The sequence below is a fragment of the Agromyces sp. NPDC057865 genome, assembly GCF_042796995.1.
GTDB lineage: Bacteria > Actinomycetota > Actinomycetes > Actinomycetales > Microbacteriaceae > Agromyces.
Genome location: NZ_JBHVMJ010000001.1, coordinates 1179660 through 1206468, shown reverse-complemented (window position 1 = coordinate 1206468; position 26809 = coordinate 1179660). Strand labels below are relative to the sequence as shown.

The following is a 26809-nucleotide window of genomic DNA, read 5'->3' as shown; positions in this document are numbered from 1 at the left end:
CCGATCCCGCCGTCCTGCCGCGGGCCTGCACGGCCGAAGCTTCCGCCAGACAAGGAGAACCAGCATGGGCGAGTACGCCGCCGTCATCGAGATCCCGAAGGGGAGCCGCAACAAGTACGAGGTCGACCACGAGACCGGTCGCGTGTTCCTCGACCGCGTGCTCTACACGACGTTCGTGTACCCGACCGACTACGGCTTCTTCGAGAACACGCTCGGCGACGACGGCGACCCGCTCGACGTGCTCGTGCTCACGCAGTACCCGCTGTTCCCGGGCGTCGGCGTCAAGGTGCGCCCGGTCGGCGTGTTCCACATGACCGACGACGGCGGCGGCGACGCGAAGGTCATCGCGGTGCCCGCGGGCGACCCGCGCTGGGACTCCATCCAGGACGTGAACGACATCCCCGAGTTCACGCGCAAGGAGATCGAGCACTTCTTCGAGCACTACAAGGACCTCGAGCCCGGCAAGTGGGTCAAGACCGAGGGCTGGGCGGATGCCGCGGAGGCCGAGTCGCTCATCCAGAAGGCGATCGAGGCCTACCCGGGTCACTGAACCGGGCCTGAGCTGCACGAAGGGGCGAGCCGATTCGGCTCGCCCCTTCGTCGTGTCCGCGCGCGCACCACCTCATGCGGCACCGCACCGGCGCGAATGCAAGAACTTCCGCCCCTCAGCCGGCGCGTCGTCGGTCGCCACGCCGCACGGGACGCGGTTCTTCCTGAATTCGCGTGCGCGAGCTTGGGGAGGGAGGGTCAGCCCGCCGGGCGGGCCGCCGCCGAGGGCGAGCCCCAGATGAAGTACTCGCGCACCGGGACGCCCTCGCGCGGCGCCTCGAGGATGCGGCCGCCGCCGAGGTAGATCGCGACGTGGTAGTAGTCGCCGCCCGATCCCCAGAAGAGCAGGTCGCCGCGCTGCGCCTGCGACACCGGCACGGCGAGGCCGCGCCCCGCGAGCGTGGAGTACTGGTTCGTGGCGGAGTGCGTGCCGATGTAGATGCCGGCGTTCGCGTACGCCATCTTCGTGAGGCCCGAGCAGTCCCACACGTTGGGGCCGGCGCCGCCCAGCACGTAGGGCTCCCCCAGCTGCGCGCGGGCGAATGCGATCGCGGTCTCGACCGCGCCGGCGTTCGGCGCCGACGGGACCGCGCCGGATGCCGCTCCACCAGTCGACGCGCCCGGAGCCGGAGCCGGAGCGGGTGCTGCGGGCTGCGCCGCCGCTGCTGCAGCCGCCGCCGCGGCCGCCGCGGCCGCCGCAGCCGCCGCTGCCGCCTCGCCCTCGGCCCGCTCGCGCTCGAGCTCGGCGGTGGTGTCCTTGAGGCTGGCGAGCTGCGCGTACAGCTCCGCGGACTTCTGCTCCTGGACCGCGACGGCGGTGTTGGCTCGGTCGGCGGCCTCGCGAGCCTCGTCGGCGCGCTGCTCGGCGAGGCCCGCGAGCCGTTCGCGTTCCGCGGCGGCATCCGCTGCCTGCTCGCGGAGCGAGTCGGCCGTGTTGCGGTCGGCGAGCGCCTGCTCGTAGACCTCGTTCGACTGCTCCCCGAGCTTCGACGCCATGCCGAGCTGCCGCAGCAGCTCGCGCGCGTCATCGCCTGAGAACACGAGCTCGGTCGTGAGGTCGTTGCCGGCGGTCTTGGCGAGGTGAGCGGCGATCAAGCCGGCGCGCATCTTCGAGATCTCGGCGACGGCGTCCGCCTCGTCGGCCTGCTGCTGCAACGTGCGCTCGCGCCCGGCGGCCCGGTCGCGCTGGTCGACGGCGATGCGCCAGGCCTCGTCGGCCTGCATGGACGCGATCGCCGCGGCATCCGCCGCCTGCTGGAGGCCGACGAGCAGCTCACCGACCCGATCGATCTCGGCCTGCTTCGTCTGCTCGTTCTGCTTGGCCTGCTCGATCTCGCTCCACGAGGGGTAGTCGGGCTCGGCCATCGCCGGGCCGCCCGCCGCGACCACCGACGCGGTCACTGCGCCGACCGCCACGGTCGAGAAGACGGTCGCGGGCTTCACCCGCGAGATCGGACGCGTGCGGTGCTCAGCCAAGGCGCACTCCCCGGTCCGCCATGAACGGAATCGGGTTGATGCGGCTGCCGCCGACGAAGACCTCGAAGTGGAGGTGGCATCCGGTCGACGCGCCGGTCGTGCCGCTCGAGGCGATGTTCTGTCCGGCCTCGACCCATTGGCCGGTGCCAACGAACGTGCCGCCCGGGCGGATGTGGGCGTAGCCGGTCCAGACGCCGCCGCCGTGGTCGATCTGCACGTAGTTGCCGTAGGTGCCCGACCAGCCGGCGAAGCGCACGACGCCGCTGTTCGCCGCGTAGATGGGCGCGGAGCATCCGGTGCCCAGGTCGACGGCGTAGTGGAAGCTGCCGGAGCATCCGCCGCCCGAGCAGATCGAGGATCGCGGACCGAACGTGCCGGTGATGCCTCCCGCAGCCGGCTTCGCCCAGCCTGAGGATGCGACGGCGCCAGGTGCACCGTTCTTCAGCGCCTCCTGCCGACGGCGCTCCTCCTCCTCCTTGCGGATGCGCTCGCCCTCCTGGTACGCGGCCGCGGTCGCCGCCTCGGTGTCCTGCAGGAACTTCAGCTGCTGCTCGAGCTCGATCTTCTTCGCTTGCGACTCGGCGAGTGCGGCCTCCGCCGCCGCCTGCGCGGCCTGCGCCACGGCGAGCGCCTCCTCGGCGGCGATCCGGAGCTTCTCGCGTTCGCCGCGGGCCACAGCGGCCTGGTCGGAGAGCGAGCGTGCGGCGTTCTGCTTCTCCTTCGCCGTGTTGTAGACGGCGGACGTTCGCTCGACCATCTTCTCCATGCTGCCGAGCTTCGCGAGCAGCGCGTCGGTCGCGGCGGAGTTCCCGGCGTCGAGGAAGAGGCTCACGCCCACGTCGCCCGTGCCCGCGCGGTAGAGCTGAGCGGCCACCTGCCCGGCGTTCCGCTCGGCGGCGGCCGCCTCGGCCGCCGACGCGTCGGCCTGCGCCTGGATCTGGTCGGCGCGCGCGGCCGCATCGTCGAACTTCTGCTGCGCCACGATGAGCTCATCGGTGCGGCGCTCGGCCTCGGCGCGAGTGACCTCGACGTTCGTCTCGAGCTGGGCGATGAGTCCCGTGATCTGCGTGACGGCGGCCGCGCCCGCTGCGGTGTTGGCCTTCGCCGCCTGCAGTTCGTCCCACGTCGGATACGTCGCCGCCTGCGCACTCGTCGGCACGGCGATCGCCCCCACGAGCGTGAGCGCCGCGATCGAGACGCCCGCCATCACGTGCCGCACGCGACGGTGCAGCCGCATGCTCGCGCGAGGCGACGTCGAAGCGGTCGACGTGCCGGACGTACCGGGCGTGCCGGGCGCGCTCGACGCCGGTCGGCCGAGCCGGCGACGGATGCCCCGTGGCGAGGTCGTGCGGTCTCGGGCGATCGGCATGCGGATGGTGGTGCGGTCCATGGTTCCCCGTCCACGCGGGCTCGTTCGCCCCGCGCTCCTCGCGTCTCTCGGCTTTTCGTGGGTCGGTGATCGGCTGCCCGTACGGGCAGTGGCAGCCTTCACGCTAGGCGCGTGCGTGGCGGTTTCCGGGTATTTCGGGCGCGCGTGGCGGATGCCGCGGGGCGCGCGCCACGGCCGGGAATCGGCGTCTTCGCGGCATCCGCCGGCCTCGTTTTGCGCTCGCGCGCGTTGGCACGTATGCTTGGCTGTCGGCGGTCATGCCCCTCAAGCAAGGCCACCCGGCCCCATCGTTTAGTGGCCTAGGACACCGCCCTTTCACGGCGGCAGCACGGGTTCGAATCCCGTTGGGGTCACCACGAAGGCATTACAATTGAACAGCTTCTTTACGAGGCCCTGTGGCGCAGTTGGTTAGCGTGCCGCCCTGTCACGGCGGAGGTCGCGGGTTCAAGTCCCGTCAGGGTCGCTCAGGCGACAAGCCCTTTCCCTTTCGAGAGAAGGGGCTTTCTCCTTATCGAGGCACCTGTTCCGATTCGTCGGGCGGATGCCACGAGGCTCTGTAGCTCAGTTGGTAGAGCGTTCGACTGAAAATCGAAAGGTCACCGGATCGATGCCGGTCGGAGCCACATCGAAAACCCCCGGACGAAGGTCCGGGGGTTTTCTTGTCTGCACGTGATCAAAGAATCGCATGCATTCGCATCGTTTGCCCACAATTGCCCGCACGCGCGCGGGCCTCTCGGCGCTGCTTCGGGGGGAACTCGCGATCATGGTGATCCGAAGCGACGTCGGTGAGGAGCGCGGTGGGCGCGGAGCCCGCCCGGAACGGTCGGATGTGATCGAAATCAGCCCGGTGGGTGATCCTTCCGACCCTCCGGTATCGCTGGGCCGATGAGTCCAAGTGATCATCGAGTCGATGGGCGTCGGGCTCGCGAACCCGTGCCTCTCAGGCTCATGCCAGTACGGTCGATGGCGAGGGTCGCCTCGCGCTCATGCAAGACAACGCGCAATTACCACGCCGGGCTCTTCCTCGCCGCACGCCCCACTGGCTCAGCAGCAGCTTCTCTACCAACGCGCCCCCAGCCCGACGGCGTGGTGATGCCGGGGAGGATGAGGTCGAGCCATCGCTGCCGGACGGGCGCGGGCTGATCGGTGGGCGCGGTAGCCATGAGCAGGTAGATGTCGTCCACGGTGACCTCGGCGCGGATGTCGCCATCGGCTTGCCCGATCGTGATGAGCTCGGCGAGGGCGGCGCTGGCCCGGGACTCGTCGGACTTGTCGCCGTGTCCCTCGACGCCGAGGCCCTGCGCTGCGGCTTTCACGGCGTGGTGGTCGGCGGATGACTCGGCGACACGAGTGAGGAATCCGATGACCTCGTCGGCGGCGCGTGAGGATCCTGCGCGCGCACGGGCGAGGGATTCTTGTGCATCGTCGGCGACCACGAGAACGTATTCGGCGACGACGGCCGCGACGAGGTCGGTCTTGGTCGGGAAGTGGCGGTACAGCGTTCCGACCGCGACGCCGGCGGCCTGGGCGATCTCGTCCATGCCGACCTCGGGCCCGCGGGCGGTGATCTGCGCGTTGGCGGCGTCGAGGATCTTGCGACGATTCCGAACCGCGTCCGCCCGCATGGGCCTGATGACTGACATGGCCACCCCGTTAATAGAGAGTCGATCTCTCACTTGACTTAAAGTGAGTGTCGGTTCATGATGTTTGTGAACCGTGATTCACTTTACATCGAGAGAGACACAATGACCAACAAAGTAGCCCTCGTCACCGGCGCTTCCTCAGGAATCGGCGAGGCCACCGCCCGCGAGCTGCAGAGCCTCGGCTTCATCGTCTACGGCGCGGCGCGGCGCACGGACCGCTTGCAGAAGCTCGCGGCCGACGGGATCCACATCCTGGCGATGGACGTCACCGACGACGCGTCGATGCAGGCCGGGATCGACAAGATCATCGCCGAGAGCGGCCGGATCGACGTGCTCGTCAACAACGCCGGCTACGGCTCCTACGGTGCGCTCGAGGATGTGGACATCGACGAGGCACGCCGCCAGTTCGAGGTGAACGTGTTCGGCGCCATCCGTCTCGCCCAGCTCGCGCTCCCGCACATGCGCAAGCAGCGATCGGGGACGATCGTGAACATCAGCTCCATGGGCGGCAAGCTGCACACCCCGCTTGGCGGGTGGTACCACGGCACGAAGTTCGCGCTCGAGGCGCTCTCCGATTGCCTGCGGCTGGAGGTCGCCCCATTCGGGATCGACGTCGTCGTGATCGAGCCGGGCGGGATCGCCACCGAGTGGGGCGGGATCGCGGCCACCCACCTCGAAGAGACCTCCGGGACCGGTGCGTACAAGGCGCAGGCGGACGCGGTCGCGAAGTCACTGCGCTCCCAGGCCAACACGAACCGCAACTCGCCGCCGTCGGTGATCGCCGACGCGGTCGGCAAGGGCGTCACCGCCCGCCGTCCCAGGACTCGCTACGCGGTCGGGTTCGGCGCGAAGCCGCTCATCGCCGCCCGCGGCATGCTCTCGGACCGCGCCTTCGACAGCATGATCAGCCGAGCGACGGGGCTGCCCCGCATCTGATGCCGAGCTGCTGGGTGATCAGGTCTGAAGCCAGCGCACGACGGCATCGTGGGCGTTCCGACCCTCCGGTGTCGCTGGGCTGATGAGTCCATCCGCGTGGTTTCCGTCAGGCGAGTACATCAGCGTCCCGCTGTTCCCGGCGACAACGAGTCTACGGTGGAGCTCGAACGCGTCCGGGAGGAACGCGTCGCGTCCGCCGGTGAGGATGTGCACCGGTGGCAGGCCCATGCAGGGCCCGTTCATGGGGCTGACCATCGCGTCGGTTGTCGGTAGCCCATCGGCCCAGACTGCCGCCCATTGACGAAGGTCCCGGAGGTCGAGGATCACATCCCATGGCGCGACCGCACTCGTTGCCGGGTGAGCGAGGGCGGCGTCGAGCCAGGGGTTGAGCAGTACCACGGCCCGGACCCCGTGCGGGTGCCGCTGGGCCGTAGCGAGGGCAAGACCGGCACCGGCTGAGTCGCCACCGAGGAGGACCTCTTCCCCGCGCTCGGCGATGAGGTCGGCCAGGACCTCTTCCAGAAGAGCGAGCGCCTGTTCGGCCGTACCCTCGGGACTGACCCGGTACAGCGGAACGACGGCGTCCACTCCCGCGGCCCGGCTCAGTCGTGAAACGGGGCGCCAATGGGAAGCGGTGATCGGGTTCGCGTACCCGCCGCCTGGCAGGAACACGAAGGCGCGGCGGTGGCCGGGAGAGCGGTGGCGGAGCGTGACGACTTTGCAGCCCTGGACGGTGCTGATCTCCACGGCGAACCGCCTCGCGATCGCGGAAGGGACCGGAGCGGGCTGGGGACTGCCGTGGGAGCGGCGGTGCTCGATCTCCTCGGGGACCGTGCGGACGTTGTGACGGTTGAGGCGGTGGATGAGCCGATCGAGGGCGAGAGCACGGACGGACATGGGTTGGCTTTCAGGCGGCGATGATCTGCGCGAGGAACTGGTTGCGCTCGGCTTGACGGACGTAACCGGCCGGGTCCGATACGCAGGTCGGGCACCAGTGTCCGGCGGTGAGGACGAGGCGGGGGCTGGCAGCGAAGGCATGCCCGAATGCGCACGCCCAGACGAGCGGTGTGCCGACATCACCGCGGACCACTTCGGTGCTCCGCAGGTGGCCGCCGCGGAAGGTCGCCGCTTCGAGGTAGTCGAGGCGGCCCCATTCGGCTGGGTGCTTCGACTCGTCGTAGCCGTGATCCAGGAGTGTGGGACGCTTCGACGGGGAGGGTGGATGGAACGTCGACCACGTCCCGATCGCTCGCCACTGCTCGAGTGAGCCGAAATGCGCTGAAATCTCCGGGGTGTTGCCGGTTCGGATGGCGTGCATCGTTCCGCGGGGCTGTCGGGTGAGTGGCTTCATGATCAGGTGCTTCACGATCCAGCCGGGCACTCGCCCGGCCGATCGAACAGGAGGGCGCGGCGGCCATCGCCCGGTCCAGGACAGCTTCGAAGGAGTCCTGCCTGAACGGGACGACCTGTTCGAGCCGGTCGCTGTCGGTGTACCACTGGCCGTGGAAGTTTCCCGTCGCGAACCAGTTGCGGTCGTACCAGCGGCGGATGTCGCGCACGCCCATCGCGTGACCGATCGCGGTCTGCAGCTCCCAGTTCGTGAGACGCCACCCGTCGCCGCCGCCGATGTTGTAGATGCCACCCCAGACCGTGTCGGGAACGTCCGGCTCGCAGAGGTTCGCGAGCAGCCGGGCCGAGTCCTCGGCGGAGACCCATTCCATGACCGCCCCGAATGGCGAGTGCGTCATGATCGGATCGCGGATCTCGAGCATGCCCGGGTGGAGGATGCCGGTCTGGCGCCGCTGCACCCACTTCGGCAGACCCGAGTCCACGAGGAGTCGCTCCGCAGTCACCTTGCTCTGGCCGTATTCGTCGAACCGGGACACCCGAACCGGGTCGCCGACCCTGCCCCAGTGGTGGGGCGGATTGCGGCTGCCGGTCTGCGCCACCGATCCGATGCCCACGACCGCGACGCTCGCGGGGGCGGGAAGAGCGCGGACGGCCTCGATGAGGTTCCGCATGCTCCCGACGTTGACGCGGTGGGCGAGTTCGGGCTGCTCGTCGGCGAGCGGGGAGACGACCGCTCCGACGTGCAGGACGATGTCGACGCGTTGCACGCATGCGATGACGGTGGCGGCGTCGGTCAGGTCGCCCCAGACCACCTCGAGGTTCTCCATGTCGGCGAACTCGGCGATGGCCTCACGGTCGCGGTCGGTGGGCATGACGAGCGCGATCACGTGGATCCGGTCGCCGCGCTCGCGCAGCTCGCGGAGCGTGGCGCGACCCCAATTCCCGGTGGCTCCGGTGAGAAGTACCCGCCTCATCCGACGGGCTCCGGCGTCGCGTCGGCCAGGCTCAGTGCGATGAGCTGCTCGAGGACCTGATCGGGGATCTCGACGCCGGGGAAGCGGGCGAACTGGCCCATCGGCATGGACTCGACCATCTTCAGGGCGTTGGCATTGGCCTCCGCGGCGGCCTGCTGCTCGGGCGTGGCGTTCGCCATCATGCCCTGCATAAGCGCCGGGCCGACGACCGGGTGGCCGAACCACTCCTTGACGCTGGATTCGAGGCTGAGCGGAGCGGGACGGTCGACGTCGCCGTCGAGGGTCAGGTCGCGGGTGTCGATGAGGTCGCCGGCCGACGCGGCGAGCGCGACGCGGTAGGTGCCCGGCTGGACCCACCAGCGCGCCCCGGTCACGTCCCAGAATGCGAACGCGCGGCGGTCGAGCGCGAGCTCGACGGTCTCCTGCTCGCCCGGATCGAGATGCACCTTCGCGAACGCGCCGAGCTCTCGCACCGGACGACGTACGGCGGATGGCGCGGGCGCGACATACAGCTGAACGACGTGGGCGCCTGCCCGGTCACCCGTGTTTCGCACGGTTACGCGCGCCAGGGCGGTGTCGACGCCCGTCGCCTCGACCTCGAACTTCTGCACCTCGAAGGTGGTGTAGCTGAGACCGTGGCCGAACGGGTAGCGCACCGCCCGCCGGGTCGAGGTGTAGTAGCGGTAGCCGACGAAGACGCCCTCGCCGTGGCGCACGACCTCGTGCTCGCCAGGGAAGTTGAGGAAGGACGGGGTGTCGGCGAGTGCGAGCGGGATCGTCTCGGCGAGTCGGCCCGATGGGTTGACTGCGCCGGTGAGCACGTCCGCGAGTGCCCCGCCCACGCCTTGGCCGAGGGCCCAGCCCTCGACGATCGCATCGACGCGATCGTGCCACGGCTCGAGGGTCACGACGCCGCCGTTCGAGAGGACGACGACCGTGCGGGCCGCCACCGACGCGACAGCGTCGATCACGGCGAGCTGTGCGGCGGGCAGGTCGAGGTGCTCACGGTCGAAGCCTTCCGACTGGTCGACTTCGTACAGTCCCGCGAAGACGACAGCGACGTGGGCGGATGCCGCGGCGGTGCGTGCCTCGGCCAGCAGCGTGCCGGCGGTCTCGCTGTCGGCATCCTTGGCGTAGCCGGCGGCATAGACGACCCGGTCCTCGCCCATCGCGTGCCGCAGTTCGTCGAGGGTGATGTCGACTCGGGTCGGGTTCACGTGCGAGCTTCCGCCGCCCTGGAACTGGGGCTCGACTGCGAACTCGCCGATCACTGCGATCCGCTCGTCGGCGCGGAGCGGCAGTGCATCGCGCTCGTTCCGCAGGAGGACGACCGAGGAGGCTGCGGCCCGGCGCGCGAGCGCGTGGTGGGCGTCCGCATCGAAACCTGCGGGCGAGGCGGCTGTCACTCTCCCGCTCGCCGTCGAGGCGGTGCGATCGGCGAGCCTTCGCAGGCGCTCGACGCTCGTCTCGACGACCGAACGGTCGAGCCGGCCCTCGCGCACCGCGCGGACGATCGCCTCGGTGCCGTCGCCGTCGGTGCCGGGCATTTCGAGGTCCAGACCGGCAGCGAGCGCCTCGACCCGGTCCTTGATCGCGCCCCAGTCCGAGACGACGAGCCCGTCGAAGCCCCATTCCTCGCGCAGCAGGTCAGTGAGCAGCCACCGGTTCTCGGAGCAGAACACGTCGTTGATCGCGTTGTAGGCGCTCATCACCGACGTCGGCGCCGCCTCCGTGACGACCCGCTCGAATGCGGGCAGGTAGATCTCGCGGAGCGTGCGCTCGTCGACCTCGGCGCTGACGCGCATGCGATCGGTCTCCTGGCTGTTCACCGCGAAGTGCTTCACCGAGGTGCCCACACCCTCGCCCTGAACGCCGTGCACGTACTCGACGGCGAGTGCGCCGGTCAGCAGCGGGTCCTCGGAGAAGTACTCGAAGGTACGGCCACCGAGCGGGGACCGCTTGATGTTGATCGCCGGGCCGAGGATCACGTCGACGTCGAGGGCGCGCGCCTCGCGGGCGAGCGCAGCGCCGACCTCGCGCACCAATGCCGGGTCCCAGCTCGAGGCGAGGCCGACGCCGGGCGGGAAGCACGTCGCCGGCAGGCTCTGGTGGAAGCCGAGGTTGTCGGCGGTTCCGGCTTGGCGGCGCACGCCGTGCGGGCCGTCGACCATGACGATCGAGCGGATGCCGTCGCCCTCACGGGTCGACCAGAAGTCACGTCCACTGAGCAGCGCGGCTTTGGCCTCGAGGTCGGCGTCGTCGGGTGCGTCTCCTCGGTCGTCAGACGCGGAGGCGACGCCGAGGAGGTCCTCCGGGATCCCTTCGCCGGCCGCCAGCGCCGCGAAGCCGCGTACGAAGTCCGCCAGCACGGCAACGGGATCGGGCATCATGTCCGCGATCTGGCGCGGGGTGACGGCGTCCTGGCCGCGGAGTCCCGCCTGCATGTGGTTCGCTGCGGCGGGGATCGCCTTCACCACCGCACCGGTGACCACGCGCATCGCCTCGGCGTCCTCGACGAGGTCGCCGAGCCGGGTGTCGACCGTGTACACCGGACGCTCGAGGTCGTCGACCTCGAACGGCTCCGTCCACTCGTGCTCGCCATGCTCGAGGCCCTCGTGCGCCGTCCCGGAGGGGAGCAGCACGTCGGCGATCACGCCCACGGGCACAGCCACGCGCACCGTGAGCAGGCCAGCGGTGATCTCCCACTCCGAGGACGCCCGGCCGTAGGGTGTCTCGAGCACTGCGGATGCCGATGTCAGCCCGCGCCGGGGCGGCTGCGGCGCCACGCGGAGGCGCTGGTAGCCCGGAGCAGCGGGTGCGAGGCCGGCGACCACGCGCTGCATCCAGTCCGCGACGCAGCCGAACGCATAGTGGTTGAACGACGTCATGCCGCTCGGGTTGACGGTGCTGTCTGGGAGCAGGGAGTCCCAACGTTCCCAGATGGTCGTCGCGCCCTGCTTCACGGCGTACAGCCATGACGGGTTCTCCGTCTGCAGGAGGAGCTTGTACGCGGCGTCCGCGTGGCCGTTGGCACTGAGCGCGTCCATGACAAGCGGGGTGCCGAGGAAGCCGGTCGCGATGCGGTAGCCATTCTCGCGAACGAGCACGGCAAGACGGTCGGCCGCGCGTCGGCGCTCGTCTGCGCCGTCGAGCAGGTCGAACTGGAGTGCGAGCGCGTACGACGTCACCGAATCCGACAGCAGCCGGCCGGAGCCCGAGACGTACTCGCGGTGGAAGGCCGCGCGCACCTCGTCGGCGAGTGCGGCGTAGCGGTCGGCGTCGTCGGCGCGGCCGAGCAGCACGGCGGCGTCCGCGACGATCCGGCTCGATCGGGCGAAGTAGGCGGTCGCGACGATCTCGGTGAACGTCATCGTCATGTCGGGACGGTCGGCCGGCGCGGTCGGGTCGAGCCAGTCGCCGAACTGATGGCCGCCGGTCCAGAGTCGGTCCTCGCCGGCGAGCCCGGCGACCTGGTCGACCCACGCGGCCATGCTGTCGAACTGGCGGCGGAGCACGTCCACGTCGCCGAAGCGCTCATAGATCGTCCACGGTACGACCGTCGCGGCATCCGCCCACCCGGCCTGCGGCCCTGCTGCCCCAGGCGTCGCCGCCGGGACGACCATGGGCACGCCGCCGAGCCGCCGTTGTTCGGCTTCGAGATCGCGCAGCCACGAGACGAGGAAACCGGACGCGTCGAACAGGAAGGACGCGGTCGGCGCGAACACCTGCAGGTCGCCGGTCCAGCCCAGTCGCTCGTCGCGCTGCGGGCAGTCGGTGGGCACGTCGACGAAGTTGCCGCGCATGCCCCATACGACGTTCTCGTGAAGCCGGTCGACGAGCGGGTCGGATGCCGCGAACCGGCCGGTGCGCTCGAGATCGCTGCCGAGCACCTCGGCGACCACGTCGGCGGGGTCGAACTCCCCCGGCCATCCCGTGATCTCGGCATACCGGAAGCCGTGGAACGTGAACCGCGGCGCCCAGGTCTCCTCGGCGTCGCCTCGGAGCGTGTACGAGTCGGTCGCCGTCGCGGTGCGCAAAGGTGCGGTCGCGAGTTCGCCGTGCTCGAGTACCTCGGCGTGCCGCAGGGTCACGGTATCCCCGGCACCGCCTCGGACGGTGATGCGCAGCCGCCCGACGAGATTCTGGCCGAAGTCGACGATGAGCTTCCCCGACGGGCTCGTGAGCACCTCGCGAACCGGAAGGGCCTCGGTCACCCGGACGGGCGGGCCATCGGGCGCGACGAGCGTCGAAAGGTCGAGCTCGCGTTGCGACGCCGGTTCCCAGCCGGTCGCGTCGAAGCGATCCGTCGACCAGGCCAGGTCCTGGCGGCCCGCGTCGAATGCCTCGCCCTCGTAGAGGTCGGCTGAGACGATCGGGCTCCGGCCGACCGTCCAGTCGGGCCCGGATGCCACGGCCTGACGGGTGCCGTCGGCGTACTCGATCTCGAGCTGCGCGAGCACTCCGAGCTCCGAACCGTACACCTCACGACGGCCGGCTTCCCAGCCGAGTCGTCCCCGCCACCACCCGTCACCGAGCCACGCCCCGAGCACGTTCGCTCCGGGTCGCAGAAGATCGATGGCGTCGAATGTGGCATAACGCAGCCGGTCCTCGTACGCGGTCCAGCCGGGCGTGAGCTCGTGGTCGCCGACGCGGGCGCCGTTGAGCTCGGCTTGCACGAGACCGTGCGAGGTGAGGTAGAGGCGCGCTCGGCGGATCGCGACATCCGTCACCTCGAACGCGACGCGCACGAGCGGCGCCGCCTCGCGGGCGAAGACGCCCTCGGCGGCGGGGCCGACCATGACGGCGGCCCAGTCGGACGGATCGAGCAGTCCCGTCTCGACGGTCGCCCAGTCGCTCCAGTCGGAGGACGTTCCGTTCATGCCGATCACGCGCACGCGCACGTCGCGACGCTCGCGCGACGTGAGCGGCGGGGCGGGCCACGGCACGAGCACGGAATCGGGCGAGTCGACGGGGTACGTCGTCGGCGCGGTATCCTCTGCCCGGATCTGGAGCTCGTACCGGGCCTGGCGCCAGCCGGCGGCTGCTGACGAGACGATCCAGCTGAGCCGGGGTTCGCGTTCGCCGATGCCGAGCGCCTCGCGATGGTGCTCGAAGCGGACGGGCGTGATGGTGATGCTCACAGGGGTTCCTTCTGGTCTGGGCGGCAGCCAAGCCGCCGTCGATCGGGGTTCAGCGCGCCGAACGGATGCGGAGGATCACGAGCCCGCCGAGCAGGACGAGCCCGGCGGCGATGAAGAACAGGAGCGAGTAGTTCTTCTCGTCGCCGGTGACCCCGACGAGCAGGATGGACGAGGCCACCAGCGGCGCGACCGACTGGGGGATGGATGTGGCGAAGCCCGTGATGCCCATGAAGCGTCCGGCGTCGGTCGCCTTCTCGGGGAGGACGTCGAGCAGGAGCGCCTGGTCCACCGCGGAGAACAGTCCGATCCCGGTCGAGACGATGAGCGATCCCGCGATGAGCCCGGGCAGGTCGGTGGAAACGGCCATCAACACCATGCCGCTTGCCATGAGCGCGCCGCCGGCGACGACGAACACCTTGCGACGGCGGAAGCGGTCGGAGAGGAAGCCACCACCGAGGGCGCCTGCGGTCACGGCGAGCACGCCGACTCCGCCGAGAGTGGCGATGATGCCCGCAACCTCAGTCACCTCGACGCCGAGTCGGTTAGCGAAGAAGAACGCCGTGAACGTCGTGTTCAGGGTGAGGCCGAAGTAGAAGAGGAAGCGTCCCAACCAGTTCCAGGAGAAGTCGGGGTAGCGCTTGGGGTTGTAGAGGTACTTGCGGAGCAGGCCTCCGAGGGTGAGAGTCTCCTTCGGGAGGTCGCGGCTGTCGTCTTCGTGGACCAGGGTGATGAACAGCGTGACCAGCACGACACCGACGATCCCGGGCAGGAGGAACAGCAGTAGGGCGTTCCCGGTCACGCCGACTGTGAGGATGACACCGATGACCGGTGCGACCTGGGTGGCGAAGCCGGTGAGGCCGGCGACCTTGCCGCGCTGTTCCTCGGGCAGCCGGTCTGCCGTCGAGATCTGCAGGTTGCCGAGCACGGTGCCCCAGCCCCATTGTGCGAGCACCCAGCCGAACCCGAGCACGAGGATGCTCGGCGCGAGCGCCATCACGATCAGCGAGACGACGCCGACGACCATGCCGCCGATCATGAAGGGCCGGCGACGACCGATCCGGGTTCGGGTCCGGTCGCTCCAGACGCCCATGAACGGCGCGGTCAGCATCACGAAGAGCGCACCCGCACCGGTGATGTAGCCGAGGGTCTCCTCACGTCCGGGTGCGAGTTCGTTCACCCGAATGGACAGCGAGATCGCGAGCGGGGTGATGAAGGCCATGAAGACGCCGAATTGCGCCAGGACCATGAACCAGATGTAGCGAGCGTTCACCTTCGGCAGGGTCGGCGCGGGTGCGTGCGCTTCTTCGATCGCCGCAGGGTCGACGGTCGTGGTGGGCAGCGGTGACGGTGCCGGGGTGACGATCGGCTCGTCGTCGTGCTCGATGGGGTGCATGGGGACTCCGTTGTCGTTGTGCAGTGCTGGGGCTCGTGGCATCCGATACGGATGCGAAGTCACTAGCGCGTGCTAGCTGGTGTCGACGATGCTACATTGAGTAACTAGCGCGCGCAAGTAGCGGCGCAAAACGGGGGTGCCGGATGCCGGAGTCGACGACCACGCGACGGGTGACCGCGGCCGACATCGCGCGGTCCCTCGGCATCTCGCGCGCCACCGTCGGGTTCGTCCTCAACGACACTCCGGGGCAGACGATCTCGGCGGCGACGCGTTCGCGCGTGCTCGCCGAGGCCGAACGGCTCGGCTACCGGCCGCACACCGCGGCCCGCGCGCTCGCGAGCGGACGCACGCACATCGTGCTGCTGGTGCTGCCCGACTGGCCGCTCGACTTCAACCTCCGCCGCAACATCGAGGAGGCCTCGCTCGCCCTCGACGAGGCCGGCTACGCGCTCATCACGTACACGCCGCACCAGACCGGCCAGGCACGACCGCTCTGGGAGACCCTGCAACCCGACCTCGTCATGTCGATGACGCCCTGGTCGCCTGGGCAGGTCGACTCGATCCGCGCGAGCGGGATCACCCGGATCATCCCCGATCCCGACCACCCCACCGCGGAGGAATGGACCGAGGAAGGGCCCGTGCTGCAGGTCCGCCACCTTCACGACCTCGGACATCGTGCGGTCGCGTTCGCGGGATCCGCCGACCCGCGCGTGGCCGACCTCGTGCGGCTACGGCGACACGCTGCCGATGAGGCCGCCGCTGCACTCGGCCTCGAGCCCATGCCCACAGAGGACCTCGAACTCACCGACGACTCGGCCGGGCCCGTCCTCGCCGCATGGCGCGACAAAGGCGTGACAGCCGTGGCCGCCTACAACGACGATGTCGCCGGCGCGCTCGTCGGCGCCGCTCTCCGGATGGGAATCGCGGTGCCCATCGACCTTTCGATCATCGGCCACGACGACACTCCGCTCGCGGCGATGCTGGAGCCCACGCTTTCCACGATCCACGTCGACACGGTCGGCCTCGGGCGCTTCTTCGCCGACCTCGCCCTCAGCGCGGTCGAAGGGCGCCCAGCGCCGACCGTCGCACCCGAGTTGCGCGCAACTCTCGTGAGGCGCCGATCGACAGCACCGCCCAACGAGCGGGACTGAGAACGCGCGGCCCGTCAGCGGCGCGCTCACTTGTCGTCAAACTGATCGATAGTGCGAGTTGACCCAGCCCGAGCGGCGAGCGCGCCTGAGTGCGGGAGTGAGCCTGCCCACACTCTGCTCACGACCGAAGTTCCGTTTCTTGACGTTTGAGGCGATCACGGTGACAACGATTCCCCGTGACCCATCACCGGTACGGCCGACATCTCCGACATCCCCACACGTTGCCCCAACCGAAGCGCCCTTTGGGTTTCCGAGTGATCACCAGACCGGGATTTGCTCTTGGCGTGCCAGCCGGAGGAGATTCCCACCGGAATCTCGCTGAGCACCTGCACGATCTCCCACCCGGCGATCGAGGATCCGACGCGTTGGACTTCGATTCGCCTTGGCTACCGGGTGAGCTCGTGGCGTTGGTCCTCGGTCACGGTTCTGTCCCTTCTTCGTCGTTCGTGGGACAGCAACTCCCGCTGAAATACCTCAGACTGCGGCATCGCTGCGTTCGGAATGGGCAGGGAACCGTGTCTCAACCCACGCGAACAATTCCTCCTGTCGGGCGAGGTCAAACGTGGGTTCAGCCGCTAGGGTGACGCGGCCGATTTCGACGTATCCGTCGTGCAGGCCCGAGTGGCGGTCACCGAGGAGGAGGTCGACCGCGTGACGGGCGGTGTTACGCGGCGTGGTTGCCTTTGGAAGGAGCGCCATGGCGGGCATGACGTGCTCCCATCCCCAGAGCGCGAAATCGGGCAGGGTGCGGGTCAACCCGGTACCGGGCACGAGCCCTGGGTCGTACGTATTGAGGCGATGGCCCGATGCCGCGGCGCGACGGGCCCACGCGTGCGAGAGCGTGACGAGGGCGAGCTTGCTGTCGGAGTAGGCACGGCCGCCGGCCTGTCGACGGGCGCCAGTCTCCGAATGGTCGATTTCAGCGAGCTCTGCGGGCGGTGCGTACCTCGGGGACGGGAGCAGGCCGAATGACTGCGCGCGACCCCGGTGGGTGCTCGAACCCATGAGCACCGTGTGCGAGCGCGGTGCGAGCAAGGGCAGCAGGCCGCGCAGCAGCGCATGCTGGGCGACGACATTGACGGCGAACGTCTTCTCCATGCCCTGCGCGCTCATGCCCCTTCGGTCGCCGAACTGTGCGCCGGCGTTCAGCATGACTGCGTCTGGCGAGGCCACCTCGCCGAGCCCGATCTCCGTGCGGAGCGCGTCGAGCGCGGTATCCACACTCCGCAGATCGGCGAGCTCGAGCGGGATTCCGCTGGCGCGCAGGCCTGCGCCGCGGACGCGGCTCACGACCGCCTCGAGTGCTTGCGGGTCCCTCGCAAGGAGGACCAGATTCGGACGGGACGGGTGTTCCACGAGTCGATCGACCATCGCGGACCCGATGCCCCGGGTGGGGCCGGTGAGGATGACCGTTGGACGAGTGATGTCATGAACTGTCATGGGATCATGATGACTGATGTCAGATCATGACACAAGGTGTCGCTACGATGGCCTCATGCCCCGCTGGCCCGCCGACTCTCGCGACCGCCTCGCGGGTGCCGCGATCGAGCTCTTCTCCGAGCACGGCTACGCCGCGGTCACGATCGAGCAGATCGCCGGCCGCGCCGGTGTGACGGCACGCACCTTCTTCCGTCAATTTCAGGACAAGGAGGAGGTTCTCTTCGCTGATGACGACCGACTCCTCCCCGTCCTACTCGAGGCGATCGCCGAACCCAAGGGCCCCACCGACGCCGGAACGCTCATGGAGCATGCTCTGGTCGCACTTGCCGGGCGGATGCAGCCGGCGCGCGAGTACCTTCGCCGGCGGCAGGCTGTCATCGACACCGACGTCGCGCTCACCGGGCGCGAGCTGGCGAAGCAGGCGCGCTGGCAGGATGCCATCGCTACTGCGCTCGTCGCGCGCGGGTTCGAGGCGGATGATGCGAGTCTGCTCGCCGCGATCGGGTTCGCGGTGTTCAGGCGCGAGCTCCGTGCGTGGCTGTCCGACGGGTCACGGAAGGTCACGCCCCTCGTTGATCGGGTGCGAGCGGCATTGCCTTCGCTGCGGACGATCCTCAACGCCAAGACCGCGAGGTGATCGCCAGCGCTCGCCCGGTTCGCTGAGCGCTGTCATCGTGATGGCTCCTGCCTCGCCAGAGCGCTTCCGCTCAGGGCGAGGGACGTCCCGTGCCCGGAATGGTCAATACAGGCCGAGCTCCCGTCCGGCAGCCTCGACGTCGCGCATGCGGTCGGATGCCGCGCTGCCGAGCCGTGCCGCACACTCCGCGATCATGGCCTCGACGATCGCGAGCACCGGCGTCATCGCGTCGAATGCCGCCGATGGCGATTCGGTCTCGCTGGGGAGCACCACATCGGCCTCACTTGCGATCGGAGACATCCAGGCATCCGTGAAGAGCACGACGGATGCCTTGCGTTCGCGCGCCACCATGGCCAAGCGCCGGGTCGGCTCCTCGTAACGCCGATAGTCGAAGAGGACCACGACGTCGCCACGTTTGAGCCCGGCCATCGCTTCGATGCGACCGGCATCGAACTCGGGCAGTGGGCTGACGCCGGGGCGGAGCAGCTGCAGGTGCTGGGCGAGCAACGTAGCGAGCAGGCCGCTGAATCGGCCGCCGGCCACGAGCACGCGCGCCTTCGGCGCGCACAGCAGCTCGACGGCACGGTCGAACTCGCCGGGCACCAGTGCGTCGAACGTCCGGTCGAGCGTTTCACTCGTGATCCATGCGGCGCGTTGCAGCCCGGCCGCTGGTGTCGACGGAGCGTCGGGGCGGCGGCGGTCGTAGAGATCGACGGGGGACGCGGATCGCTCGTCGAGGTCGTCCCGGAGCGCCTGCTGGAAGTCGGGGAAGCCGCGGTAACCGAGGCGGTTCGCGAAGCGGAGGACGGTCGGCCCACTCACGCCGGCTCGGGCTGCCAGTTTCGCGACCGTCTCGAATCCCGCAGACGGGTAGGACGAGAGCAGCACTCGCGCCACTTTGCGCTCGGCGGGGCTGCAGTCCGCCATACCCCGCCGGATGGCCTCAGCCATCGGAATGGATTTCTCGTCGGATGCCACCGTCACCTCCCTCACCGTGCTCACCGTATCGGCCCGCCCTCTGCGATCGCGACGATGAGCCCGGCGAGGAGCGCGGTTCGTTCGGGAGCAGTGGTCAGGTCGAGCCATTCGTCGGGACCGTGGTCCCCGCCACCCACGGGGCCGAGTCCGTCGAGCGTCGGCACGCCGAGCGCTGCGACGAAGTTCGCGTCGGAGGCACCCCCCGTGGCCGCGAACTCGAAATCCAAGGCGAGGCCGTCACCGACCTTGCGAGCGAGCGCGGCCAGCGCGTCAGTGGCGTCCCGCTCGAGGGGCGGACACACGTCGAGTCGCTCGACCGCGATGAACGCACCGTCGACGAACGGATGGCGCGATCGTTCGTCGATCGCCTCGAGCGCGGCGATCAGCTCCGTGAGACCGACCGATCGCACCTCGAGGTGGAGTTGGGCCGTTTCCGGAACGATGTTCGCCCGGGTGCCGGACTCGAGCCGGCCCACGTTCACGGTGAGCCCGTCGACGGAGTCGGAGAGCGCCTGCAGGTCGAGGACGAGTCGCGCGGCCTCGACGGCCGCATTCACCCCGCGCTCCGGCTCGACGCCTGAGTGGGCGGCTCGGCCGCGCACCGTCACGAGGACATCAGCGACGCCCTTGCGGGCACCCACGAGGTCGCCGTTCTCGCGCGCGCATTCCAGGCACAGCGCGGCGTCCGCGCCTTCGAGGATCTCGGCGAGGAGCTCGCGGCTCACCGGGGAGCCGACTTCCTCATCGGGAGTGAACGCGATCACGAGTTCGCCGAAGCCCGAATAACGGAGGCTAGCGAGGACACGGGATGCTGCGAGTGCCGCTGCTACACCGGCGCCGTCGTCGCAGACACCTGGGCCGGTGGCGATGCCGCCTTCGATCCTGAACGGCCGGTCGGCCGCGGTTCCCGCCGGGAAGACGGTGTCCAGGTGGGCGAACAGCACGATCCTCGCAGAGCCGCTTCCGCGGCGGCGTCCAACCACGACGGGCCCGTAGCGACGCCCCGCTCGATCGGGCGTGGGGATCGTCTCGACGTCGAAGCCGTCCTCGCGGAGGGCCTCTGCCGTCCAGTCGGCCAGCCGCGCAACACCGTCAGGTTCGTCGGAGCCCGAATCGATGCCGACGATCGCGGCGAGATCGTCCCGGAATCGCTGGTCGAGGTCGTTCGCCGCGCTGAACACCTCTGCCGGCGTCGGAGGGAAGGCGATCGCCGGCTGCGCGTCGGTCGCCGTACTGACCCGCCCCACTACAGCACCTTTGAGAGGAAGGCGCGAGTACGCTCCTCGCGCGGATCACCGAGCACCTGCGCGGGGTCGCCGGACTCGACGACGACACCGCCGTCCATGAACACCGCCAGGTCGGCGACCTCACGGGCGAAGCCGATCTCGTGCGTGACGACGATCATCGTCATACCGCTCTCGGCGAGCCCTCGCATGACGTCGAGGACGTCGCCGACGAGCTCGGGGTCGAGCGCCGAAGTGGGCTCGTCGAAGAGCATGACCTCAGGCTCCATCGCGAGGGCGCGCGCGATGGCGACGCGCTGCTGCTGACCGCCGGAGAGCTGGGCGGGGTAGGTCTCGGCCTTGTCGGCCAGTCCGACCTGGGCGAGGAGCCGCAGGGCCTGGGCCTTCGCATCCGCTTTCGACCGGCCGGCGACCTGCGTCGGCGCTTCGATGACGTTCTCGAGCGCGGTCATGTGCGGGAAGAGATTGAAGCGCTGGAACACCATGCCGACCTTGCGGCGCTGCGCTGCGACCTCCTTCTCGCGGAGCTCGTAGAGCCTGCCATTCCTCTCGCGGTAGCCGACCGTCTCACCGGCGACGCGGATCATGCCGGCGTCGATCTGCTCGAGGTGGTTGATGCAACGGAGGAAGGTCGACTTGCCGGAGCCGGAGGGTCCGAGTAGGCAGACCACCTGCCCACGATCGACGGCCATGGTGATGCCCTTCAGCACTTCGAGGTTGCCGAATCGCTTGTGCACCTCGACGGCCTCGACCATGGGTCGGTCCGTGACGGATGCCGCGGGGGCGGCGTGCGGGATCGTGGCGGTCATGACTCCGCTCCCTTCTTCGACCTCCGCGCCTGGCGGGTCGGCAGCGCGATGCTCTGCGTGATCGTGGCGACACGGGACCCGATGGTCGGGCGAGCGCCGGTGAATCCCCGCCCGTAGCGGCGCTCGAGCCACATCTGGGGGATCGAGAGGATCGAGGTGAGCGCGAGGTACCAGATCGCCGCGACGATGAGCAACGGGATGATCTTGTAGTTCTGCGTGTAGGCCTCGCGGATGTTGGACATGAGGTCGTCGCCGGCGACGATGGCGACGAGCGACGTGCTCTTCAGCATCGTGATGGTCTCATTGCCCATCGGCGGGATGATGACGCGCATCGCCTGAGGCAGAACGACCCGTCGGAGCGTCTTGGAGGGCGACATGCCGAGCGAGTGCGCTGCCTCGGTCTGGCCGTGATCGACCGATTGGATGCCCGCGCGGACGATCTCGGCTGCGTAGGCCATCTCGTTGAGGCCGAGGGCGAGCAGCGCCGCAGCGGTGGCGGGGATGAGATCGCTCGTCGTGAACGACCAGAACTCGACGGACGTGAATGGGATGCCGATCACGATCTTCGGGATGAAGGCGCCGATGAAGCCCCAGAAGATGAGCTGGAGCAGGAGCGGGGTGCCTCGGAAGATCCAGATGAACAGCCATGCGGCGACCGAGAGCACCGGGTTGGCCGAGAGGCGCATGACGGCGACCACGATGCCGCCGAACACGCCCACGATCATCGAGGCCACCGTGAGCCAGATGGTGATGAGCACGCCGTTGATGGTGAGCGGCTTGAAGAGGTACTCCGCGACCGTCGGCAGGTCGAGGTTGGGGTTCTGCAGGATCGAGGCGATGGACGCCATGCCGAGGACGAGCACGAGGACGGCGGCGACCCAGCGTCCGGGGTGGCGCACGGGCACGGCCTCGATGGGCCGCGGGCGGGCGCCCGAGGGGCTACGAGGCCCCTCGGGCGCCGCGATGGATGACGGCTGCGTTGCGGTCATGGGGTTGGTGCTTTCTGTTCGAGGGTGCCCGTCGGGCTCACTTCGCGTCGGCGGCGCCGTTGATGGTGGCTTCTTCGATGCCGATGCCGGTCACCCCGTACTGGTCGAGGATGGCCTCGTAGGTGCCGTCGTCGATGAGCGACTGCAGGGCGGCCTGGATGGCGTCGGCGAGATCCTGGTTCTCCTTCAGCACGCCGATGCCGTTGAGGGTCGCGTCGTAGCCGTTGGGAGCCTCGTCGTCCTCGACGACCTCGAAGGTGCCGCCGTCGTTCGTCGTCTTGGCGACATAGCCGGCGCTCGGCTTGGTGAGCAGCGACGCGACGGCCTTGCCGCTCGTGATCGCGAGCTGCGCGTCGGCGTCGGACGGGAACTCGCTCAGCTTGATCGGGTCGAGGCCCTCGGTCTCGCACTTGCCCTGCCAGGCGTCGTCGACGAGGTCGACCTGGCTCGTTGCGGCCTGCACCGCCACCTCCCTGCCGCAGAGATCGAGGTAATTCTCGATGCCCTCGGGATTACCGGCGGTGGTGAGGATGCCGGTGCCGGAAGCGGAGTAGTCGACGAACGTGAGCACCTCCATGCGCTCGACGCTCGAGGTCATCGCCGTGATGGTGACGTCGAAGTTGCCGGCCTGGAGCGCGGGAATGATGCCGTCGAACGCCTGCTGCTCGAACTCGAAGTCGATGCCGAGCTTTGCACCGATCGCGTGACCAAGATCGACGTCGACGCCGGTCAGTTCGTCAGAACCCTCTTCTTTGAACATCTCGAATGGTGCGTACGGTGCGTCAGTAGCGACCTTGACCGTACCGGCTTCGGCGATCTCGGCCGGGAGGAGGTCGGCGGCGGCCTGGTCGACGGTGATCTCGACGCCGGCGACCTCGACGCCGGCAGCGGGGTCTTCGGTCTCGGCGGCGGTGCCGACCGAGCTGCAGCCCGCGAGGAGCAGCACGCCGGTGAGACCGGCGACGCTGAATGCCATACGGCTGGGAGAGCTTGACGTGGTCATGTGGGTGTCCTAACTGATCGCTGCGGTGGGATCGGTGCTGGACCGAGTATGTAACATCCGTTCCGAAATGACCAGTTTGTTTTTGAAATGTAATGAAAGCGGTTCATGTCACGAGGTGCCCGTCGCATCTTCGCACGATTCGCCGAGGGCCCTTCCCGAACGGCGTACCGTGCATTAGCATCGCGCTGTCTCATGGCATTTCTGTAACGCACATTCCAAGGAGGCAATCGTGCGAACACTCCCCGCAACGCTCTCGGCTTGCACCGCGGCCGCGATCATCCTCAGCGCCGCTCCCGCGGCGGCGGTCGCCGAACCGACCCGCGCGCCCCACGCGGTGCTCATCGGCGGCAACCTCGACGAGAACGCCGAGATCCTGCAGTCCATCGTCGACCTCGCCGACCCGGACGGCGCCGGCCCCGAGCGCGCGAAGATCGCAATCGTGACCGCCGCAGCCCGCTCGGCGCGAACGCCCGCGCAGGCCGCGGACCCGACGCTCAACAACGCCGCGGCGAACGGCCTGTACTACTCCGCCCTCTTCCGGCAGTACGGCGCCGAAACGTATGCGGTGCCGGTCGATGCCGCGATCGACTACCCGGGTGATGAGTACCGCCCCGATCGTGCCGACGACGCCGCCGTCGTCGCCGAGATCGAGGATGCCACGGGCGTGTTCTTCGGCGGCGGCGACCAGATGCGCTACGTACGCACCCTGCAGGACTGCGCGCCCGCCCCGCTCGAGGCGTTCACGTCGTGCACCGACACCGCCGTGCTGGCCGCGCTTCGCGCGGCGGCCGACCGCGGCGTCGTCGCCGGCGTGAGCGCGGGCCTCGCGATCCTGCAGGGCGCGGATATGGTCACTGGTGGCGAGTCGTACGAGGCGTGGCGCGATGGGGCGACGGCTGGATACCTCGACGATCCGGCCGCGCTCGGCTACGTGCCCTCGGGTGGCTTCGACTTCGTCGAGGGCGTCCAGATCGACAGCCACTTCACCACTTGGGGTCGTCAGGGACGAGCCGTGAAGCTCGGTCTCGTGACCGGCCATGACCTCGTGCTCGGTGTCGACGAGACCACGGCCGTGGTGCTCGATCGCACGACGAACGTCGGCCGCGTCATCGGTGAGCACGGCGCCTCGCTGCTCGACGTGAGCGACGCGCGCGAGGCCGACGGCGGCGTGAGTGGCGTGAGCTGGAGCTACGCCACCGCCGGCGACAAGGTGAACCTCAAGCGCGGCCTCGCGCTCGCGGCCAACGGCTCCACGGCCGTGAAGCCGACCGGCGGCCCGGTAACCGAGCGCGCCGACATCTGGGACTCGCTCGAAGGCGAGGGCGGGGTCTACTCCCTGCGAGACCTCGCGCGCGAGACGGTCGCCTCCAGAGCCCGTACTGGAAGCGGGACGAGCTTCGAGGCGTCCCCGCAGTTCCGCACCACGCTGACTCGCGAGCCGGGCACGCGAGCCTGGACCACGCCGAACGGCACGGTCTCCTTCGCAGGACTCGACCTGCGCATCGACCTGGTCGCACCGTCGGGCTGAGCGACGACGAGACCGGGCGGCGGATGGAACACGGTACCATCCGCCGCCCGATCACGTTCCGAGCGGTTCCCGCCCTGACTCACTTGAGACGTCCTGTCATGAACGCCGCGGCCGGCCGTTGGTCAGGCTCGGGACGAGGGGGCACGTCAACGATCTTCCGGACGTCTGAGCCCGGTCGGGCGCGATCAGCCCAATGGACCGATCGAGCGCACCATGCCGGGCGGGCCCGAAGCCCTCATTTGGCGTCCCTCATCTACCAAGTGCCTCATTGCAACCTGATCGCCGGCCGCTCGTCTATACCGCGCCATGAGTGTCACGTTCCGTTCGAATTGAGGCCCGTCTCGGAGCTCGACGGAGTGGTGCAGGGCGTACACCGCTCCCTCGTGACGTTGCGGCGGTGCACCGAGCAGTGTCTGATGCGCGAGGTACCACGCCGAATCCTCGAAACCCCAGCCTTGGAAGCGCTCGTCTTGACCTCCGTGCGATTCCCAAGTGTTCCGGGTGGTCACGTATACGCCGGAGCACGCGTCGTGAACGAGTTCGTAGTCGCAGTCCTCAACCGCTCTGCCGGCCGCGTGCTGTGCCGTCCCCGTCGGGCCCAGCCAGCGGTAGGTCGTATACGGAAGCTGTACGCGCCCACTTCGCGGTGCCGCCGCGATCGCCGCCATGAGGGGCCCGCGTTCCGGGAGCGTGTCCGCGTCGCCGATGACGATCACGTCATCAGCGTGGCACGCTTGGGCCACGGCGAGGTTGCGGATCCGTGAGAGCGAGAACAGGTCATCGCCCGTATCGAGCGTGACGACCCGGAACGCCGGCAGCGTGCGCGAGTACCAGGCCACGACGCGCTGGAAGGCGTCGAGACGCGATGGCGCGGGCCGCCAGGGAATGACGATCGCGTGAGTCATGATCGAGGCTCATGCGCTGAGCGCATCGAACGCCCGCTCTGGACCCGGTCTTTCCCGTTGACCGGCCGCCACAGCCTCGAGCCTGAGACGGGCGTCGTTCCCCAGCGCTAGGGCGGCGGCGATTCCTCGGCCCAGCTGTTCGACCGTCGCGGAGTTGGGGTCGAGTACGACGCCGAAACCGCTGCGCTCGGCGGATGCGGCGCCCGCGAACTGATCTGATGAGAACGGCAGCACCACGAGCGGAACTCCCTGGCCTATGGCTTCGGTGACCGAATTGTTCCCTCCGTGGGTGATGGCCAACGCCGCGGAGCTGAGCAGGCGGACCTGTGGCAGGTAGGTGCGAACGAGCCAGTCGGCGGGAAGGTGCCCGAGCTGCGCGACATCCGTGGATCCCGTTGCGATCGCCAGCCGCAGACCGAGCGATCGCGCGGCGTCGACGATACGGAGCAGGACATCGCGCCGGACCGACAGGAAACTGCCGAAGCTGACGTATGCGAACCGTTCCGCGTCGCCGATCCAGGCGTCGATGTCCGGCTCCACCTGTTCGGCCCGGAGGGTCGCTCCGAGGAACCCCTTCGTCGAGAAGTGTTCGCGTCGTTCGGCGTCGACGAGTTCGGCCGGGTAGTTGTGCAGCACCAGCGGGCCGTGAACAGCGAACGCATCGGATGTCGGTCGAAAGCTCCCACCGAGCCGCGCACCGACTCGGTTCCACTCGGACGTGAAGCGACGTGCGACGAGTTCGCACAGCGACCGCAGTTCCGCGAGATCGCCGGACGTCGGACGGAACACCGACGGCCAGACCGGTGGAAACCCGTACATCTCCTCGCCGATCGGCAGGGCGGTGGGATGTCCCAGCACGACGTCCCCGTAGGCGACGCCGGCGGAGTCGAGTCCCAATCGAGCGCTGAATGCGAGGTGATCCACGAGGATCCGGTCGGGCGCAATGTCGTCGACGATGCGCAGGGTGGCGCGGGCAGCAGTTTCGGGCTCCCACATGAGATCCGCGAGCCGCTCGATCGCTTGGTATCGCAACGTCGGGATGGCGCCCTCCTCGGTCGACGCGAAGAATCCTCGGAGGGAGTCGGCCTCGTCGCGTGGTTGCTCCGCTGGGTCGATGACTCCAGCATTCGAGCCGCGACCCAGGCGCAGGTCGGACCGCTCGAAGCCGAAATCCTCGACGATGTCGGCGGTCGCGGGGCCGCTGGCGATGACCACGCGTTCTCCTCGGTCTCCCCAGGCGGTGGCCAAGGTGGCGAGGGGAAGGAGGTGGGAG

At 69.1% G+C, this 26809-nt stretch carries 20 protein-coding genes and 3 tRNA genes; 8 read left to right on the top strand and 15 right to left on the bottom strand.

The window, feature by feature from the left end:
* The first annotated feature begins 64 nt into the window (after nt 1-64).
* Complete coding sequence (ppa, locus tag ACFVN5_RS05680) at nt 65-550, top strand: inorganic diphosphatase (RefSeq protein ID WP_376953830.1); 486 nt, start codon at nt 65-67, stop codon at nt 548-550.
* Between the two features lie 197 nt (nt 551-747).
* On the opposite strand, the gene ACFVN5_RS05675 is transcribed toward ppa, so the two are convergent.
* Together ACFVN5_RS05675 and ACFVN5_RS05670 are read right to left on the bottom strand one after the other, a co-directional pair.
* Entirely contained in the window at nt 748-2025 is a 1278-nt protein-coding gene (locus tag ACFVN5_RS05675; protein WP_376953829.1) for an NlpC/P60 family protein, read from the bottom strand.
* Nucleotides 2018-3415, bottom strand: coding sequence for a M23 family metallopeptidase (locus ACFVN5_RS05670; protein ID WP_376953828.1), 1398 nt, complete (start codon nt 3413-3415; stop codon nt 2018-2020). The genes ACFVN5_RS05675 and ACFVN5_RS05670 overlap by 8 nt, the downstream gene beginning before the upstream one ends.
* Nucleotides 3416-3695: 280 nt before the next feature.
* On the opposite strand from ACFVN5_RS05670, the gene ACFVN5_RS05665 reads away from it, so the two are divergent.
* From ACFVN5_RS05665 to ACFVN5_RS05655, 3 genes are all read left to right on the top strand, one after another.
* Nucleotides 3696-3771: transfer RNA gene (locus tag ACFVN5_RS05665), tRNA-Glu, on the top strand.
* A 33-nt stretch (nt 3772-3804) separates the two neighbouring features.
* A tRNA-Asp gene (locus tag ACFVN5_RS05660) sits at nt 3805-3878 on the top strand.
* Nucleotides 3879-3965: 87 nt separating this feature from the next.
* Nucleotides 3966-4038: transfer RNA gene (locus ACFVN5_RS05655), tRNA-Phe, on the top strand.
* A 381-nt stretch (nt 4039-4419) separates the two neighbouring features.
* Here ACFVN5_RS05655 and ACFVN5_RS05650 read toward each other — a convergent pair.
* The gene (locus tag ACFVN5_RS05650) at nt 4420-5058 is read right to left on the bottom strand and encodes a TetR/AcrR family transcriptional regulator (protein WP_376953827.1); all 639 of its coding nucleotides are present in this window, start codon (nt 5056-5058) and stop codon (nt 4420-4422) included.
* A 102-nt stretch (nt 5059-5160) separates the two neighbouring features.
* Here ACFVN5_RS05650 and ACFVN5_RS05645 point away from each other — a divergent pair, with 102 nt between their 5' ends.
* Nucleotides 5161-5994 carry an oxidoreductase gene (locus ACFVN5_RS05645; RefSeq protein WP_376953826.1) on the top strand — a complete coding sequence of 278 codons (834 nt, stop codon included), beginning with the start codon at nt 5161-5163 and terminating at the stop codon, nt 5992-5994.
* Nucleotides 5995-6012: 18 nt separating this feature from the next.
* Here the strand turns inward: ACFVN5_RS05645 and ACFVN5_RS05640 are convergent, their stop codons facing one another.
* From ACFVN5_RS05640 to ACFVN5_RS05625, 4 genes are all read right to left on the bottom strand, one after another.
* Nucleotides 6013-6741, bottom strand: a complete 729-nt coding sequence (locus ACFVN5_RS05640; protein ID WP_376953825.1) for an alpha/beta hydrolase — start codon at nt 6739-6741, stop codon at nt 6013-6015.
* Nucleotides 6742-7070: 329 nt separating this feature from the next.
* Complete coding sequence (locus ACFVN5_RS05635; protein WP_376953824.1) at nt 7071-8318, bottom strand: NAD-dependent epimerase/dehydratase family protein; 1248 nt, start codon at nt 8316-8318, stop codon at nt 7071-7073.
* On the bottom strand, nt 8315-13459 hold the full coding sequence (locus ACFVN5_RS05630) for a family 78 glycoside hydrolase catalytic domain (protein WP_376953822.1): 5145 nt from the start codon (nt 13457-13459) through the stop codon (nt 8315-8317). The genes ACFVN5_RS05635 and ACFVN5_RS05630 overlap by 4 nt, the downstream gene beginning before the upstream one ends.
* A 49-nt stretch (nt 13460-13508) precedes the next feature.
* Nucleotides 13509-14852 carry an MFS transporter gene (locus ACFVN5_RS05625; RefSeq protein WP_376953821.1) on the bottom strand — a complete coding sequence of 448 codons (1344 nt, stop codon included), beginning with the start codon at nt 14850-14852 and terminating at the stop codon, nt 13509-13511.
* Between the two features lie 143 nt (nt 14853-14995).
* On the opposite strand from ACFVN5_RS05625, the gene ACFVN5_RS05620 reads away from it, so the two are divergent.
* Nucleotides 14996-16003 carry a LacI family DNA-binding transcriptional regulator gene (locus ACFVN5_RS05620; RefSeq protein WP_376953820.1) on the top strand — a complete coding sequence of 336 codons (1008 nt, stop codon included), beginning with the start codon at nt 14996-14998 and terminating at the stop codon, nt 16001-16003.
* 474 nt (nt 16004-16477) lie between these two features.
* Here the strand turns inward: ACFVN5_RS05620 and ACFVN5_RS05615 are convergent, their stop codons facing one another.
* A complete protein-coding gene (locus ACFVN5_RS05615) occupies nt 16478-17443 on the bottom strand; it encodes an SDR family NAD(P)-dependent oxidoreductase (protein WP_376953818.1) in 966 nt (321 codons plus the stop codon).
* Nucleotides 17444-17498: 55 nt separating this feature from the next.
* Between ACFVN5_RS05615 and ACFVN5_RS05610 the strand changes: the two genes are divergently transcribed.
* A complete protein-coding gene (locus ACFVN5_RS05610; RefSeq protein ID WP_376953817.1) occupies nt 17499-18080 on the top strand; it encodes a TetR/AcrR family transcriptional regulator in 582 nt (193 codons plus the stop codon).
* 102 nt (nt 18081-18182) lie between these two features.
* On the opposite strand, the gene ACFVN5_RS05605 is transcribed toward ACFVN5_RS05610, so the two are convergent.
* The 5 genes from ACFVN5_RS05605 to ACFVN5_RS05585 are packed head-to-tail and all read right to left on the bottom strand — an operon-like array spanning nt 18183 to nt 23076.
* Nucleotides 18183-19058 carry a MurR/RpiR family transcriptional regulator gene (locus tag ACFVN5_RS05605; protein ID WP_376953816.1) on the bottom strand — a complete coding sequence of 292 codons (876 nt, stop codon included), beginning with the start codon at nt 19056-19058 and terminating at the stop codon, nt 18183-18185.
* 20 nt (nt 19059-19078) lie between these two features.
* Nucleotides 19079-20305 carry a M20/M25/M40 family metallo-hydrolase gene (locus ACFVN5_RS05600; RefSeq protein WP_376953815.1) on the bottom strand — a complete coding sequence of 409 codons (1227 nt, stop codon included), beginning with the start codon at nt 20303-20305 and terminating at the stop codon, nt 19079-19081.
* Nucleotides 20305-21111, bottom strand: coding sequence for an amino acid ABC transporter ATP-binding protein (locus ACFVN5_RS05595; RefSeq protein ID WP_376953814.1), 807 nt, complete (start codon nt 21109-21111; stop codon nt 20305-20307). The genes ACFVN5_RS05600 and ACFVN5_RS05595 overlap by 1 nt, the downstream gene beginning before the upstream one ends.
* Nucleotides 21108-22100: an amino acid ABC transporter permease gene (locus ACFVN5_RS05590; RefSeq protein WP_376953813.1), complete on the bottom strand. Its 993-nt coding sequence runs from the start codon at nt 22098-22100 to the stop codon at nt 21108-21110. The genes ACFVN5_RS05595 and ACFVN5_RS05590 overlap by 4 nt, the downstream gene beginning before the upstream one ends.
* Nucleotides 22101-22137: 37 nt before the next feature.
* Nucleotides 22138-23076 carry an ABC transporter substrate-binding protein gene (locus ACFVN5_RS05585; RefSeq protein ID WP_376953812.1) on the bottom strand — a complete coding sequence of 313 codons (939 nt, stop codon included), beginning with the start codon at nt 23074-23076 and terminating at the stop codon, nt 22138-22140.
* A gap of 256 nt (nt 23077-23332) precedes the next feature.
* On the opposite strand from ACFVN5_RS05585, the gene ACFVN5_RS05580 reads away from it, so the two are divergent.
* Nucleotides 23333-24631 carry a cyanophycinase gene (locus ACFVN5_RS05580; protein ID WP_376953811.1) on the top strand — a complete coding sequence of 433 codons (1299 nt, stop codon included), beginning with the start codon at nt 23333-23335 and terminating at the stop codon, nt 24629-24631.
* 185 nt (nt 24632-24816) lie between these two features.
* On the opposite strand, the gene ACFVN5_RS05575 is transcribed toward ACFVN5_RS05580, so the two are convergent.
* Together ACFVN5_RS05575 and ACFVN5_RS05570 are read right to left on the bottom strand one after the other, a co-directional pair.
* Complete coding sequence (locus ACFVN5_RS05575) at nt 24817-25536, bottom strand: hypothetical protein (protein WP_376953810.1); 720 nt, start codon at nt 25534-25536, stop codon at nt 24817-24819.
* A gap of 9 nt (nt 25537-25545) precedes the next feature.
* The gene (locus ACFVN5_RS05570) at nt 25546-26751 is read right to left on the bottom strand and encodes a glycosyltransferase (protein ID WP_376953809.1); all 1206 of its coding nucleotides are present in this window, start codon (nt 26749-26751) and stop codon (nt 25546-25548) included.
* Nucleotides 26752-26809: the final 58 nt, after the last annotated feature.

Bases quoted from the DNA above. Each gene is read 5' to 3' on its own strand.
- ACFVN5_RS05670 (WP_376953828.1), bottom strand. From the start codon at position 3,415: ATGGACCGCACCACCATCCGCATGCCGATCGCCCGAGACCGCACGACC.
- ACFVN5_RS05610 (WP_376953817.1), top strand. From the start codon at position 17,499: ATGCCCCGCTGGCCCGCCGACTCTCGCGACCGCCTCGCGGGTGCCGCG.
- ACFVN5_RS05615 (WP_376953818.1), bottom strand. From the start codon at position 17,443: ATGACAGTTCATGACATCACTCGTCCAACGGTCATCCTCACCGGCCCC.
- ACFVN5_RS05590 (WP_376953813.1), bottom strand. From the start codon at position 22,100: ATGACCGCAACGCAGCCGTCATCCATCGCGGCGCCCGAGGGGCCTCGT.
- ACFVN5_RS05645 (WP_376953826.1), top strand. From the start codon at position 5,161: ATGACCAACAAAGTAGCCCTCGTCACCGGCGCTTCCTCAGGAATCGGC.
- ACFVN5_RS05625 (WP_376953821.1), bottom strand. From the start codon at position 14,852: ATGCACCCCATCGAGCACGACGACGAGCCGATCGTCACCCCGGCACCG.
- ppa (WP_376953830.1), top strand. From the start codon at position 65: ATGGGCGAGTACGCCGCCGTCATCGAGATCCCGAAGGGGAGCCGCAAC.
- ACFVN5_RS05595 (WP_376953814.1), bottom strand. From the start codon at position 21,111: ATGACCGCCACGATCCCGCACGCCGCCCCCGCGGCATCCGTCACGGAC.
- ACFVN5_RS05620 (WP_376953820.1), top strand. From the start codon at position 14,996: ATGCCGGAGTCGACGACCACGCGACGGGTGACCGCGGCCGACATCGCG.
- ACFVN5_RS05585 (WP_376953812.1), bottom strand. From the start codon at position 23,076: ATGGCATTCAGCGTCGCCGGTCTCACCGGCGTGCTGCTCCTCGCGGGC.
- ACFVN5_RS05650 (WP_376953827.1), bottom strand. From the start codon at position 5,058: ATGTCAGTCATCAGGCCCATGCGGGCGGACGCGGTTCGGAATCGTCGC.
- ACFVN5_RS05635 (WP_376953824.1), bottom strand. From the start codon at position 8,318: ATGAGGCGGGTACTTCTCACCGGAGCCACCGGGAATTGGGGTCGCGCC.
- ACFVN5_RS05575 (WP_376953810.1), bottom strand. From the start codon at position 25,536: ATGACTCACGCGATCGTCATTCCCTGGCGGCCCGCGCCATCGCGTCTC.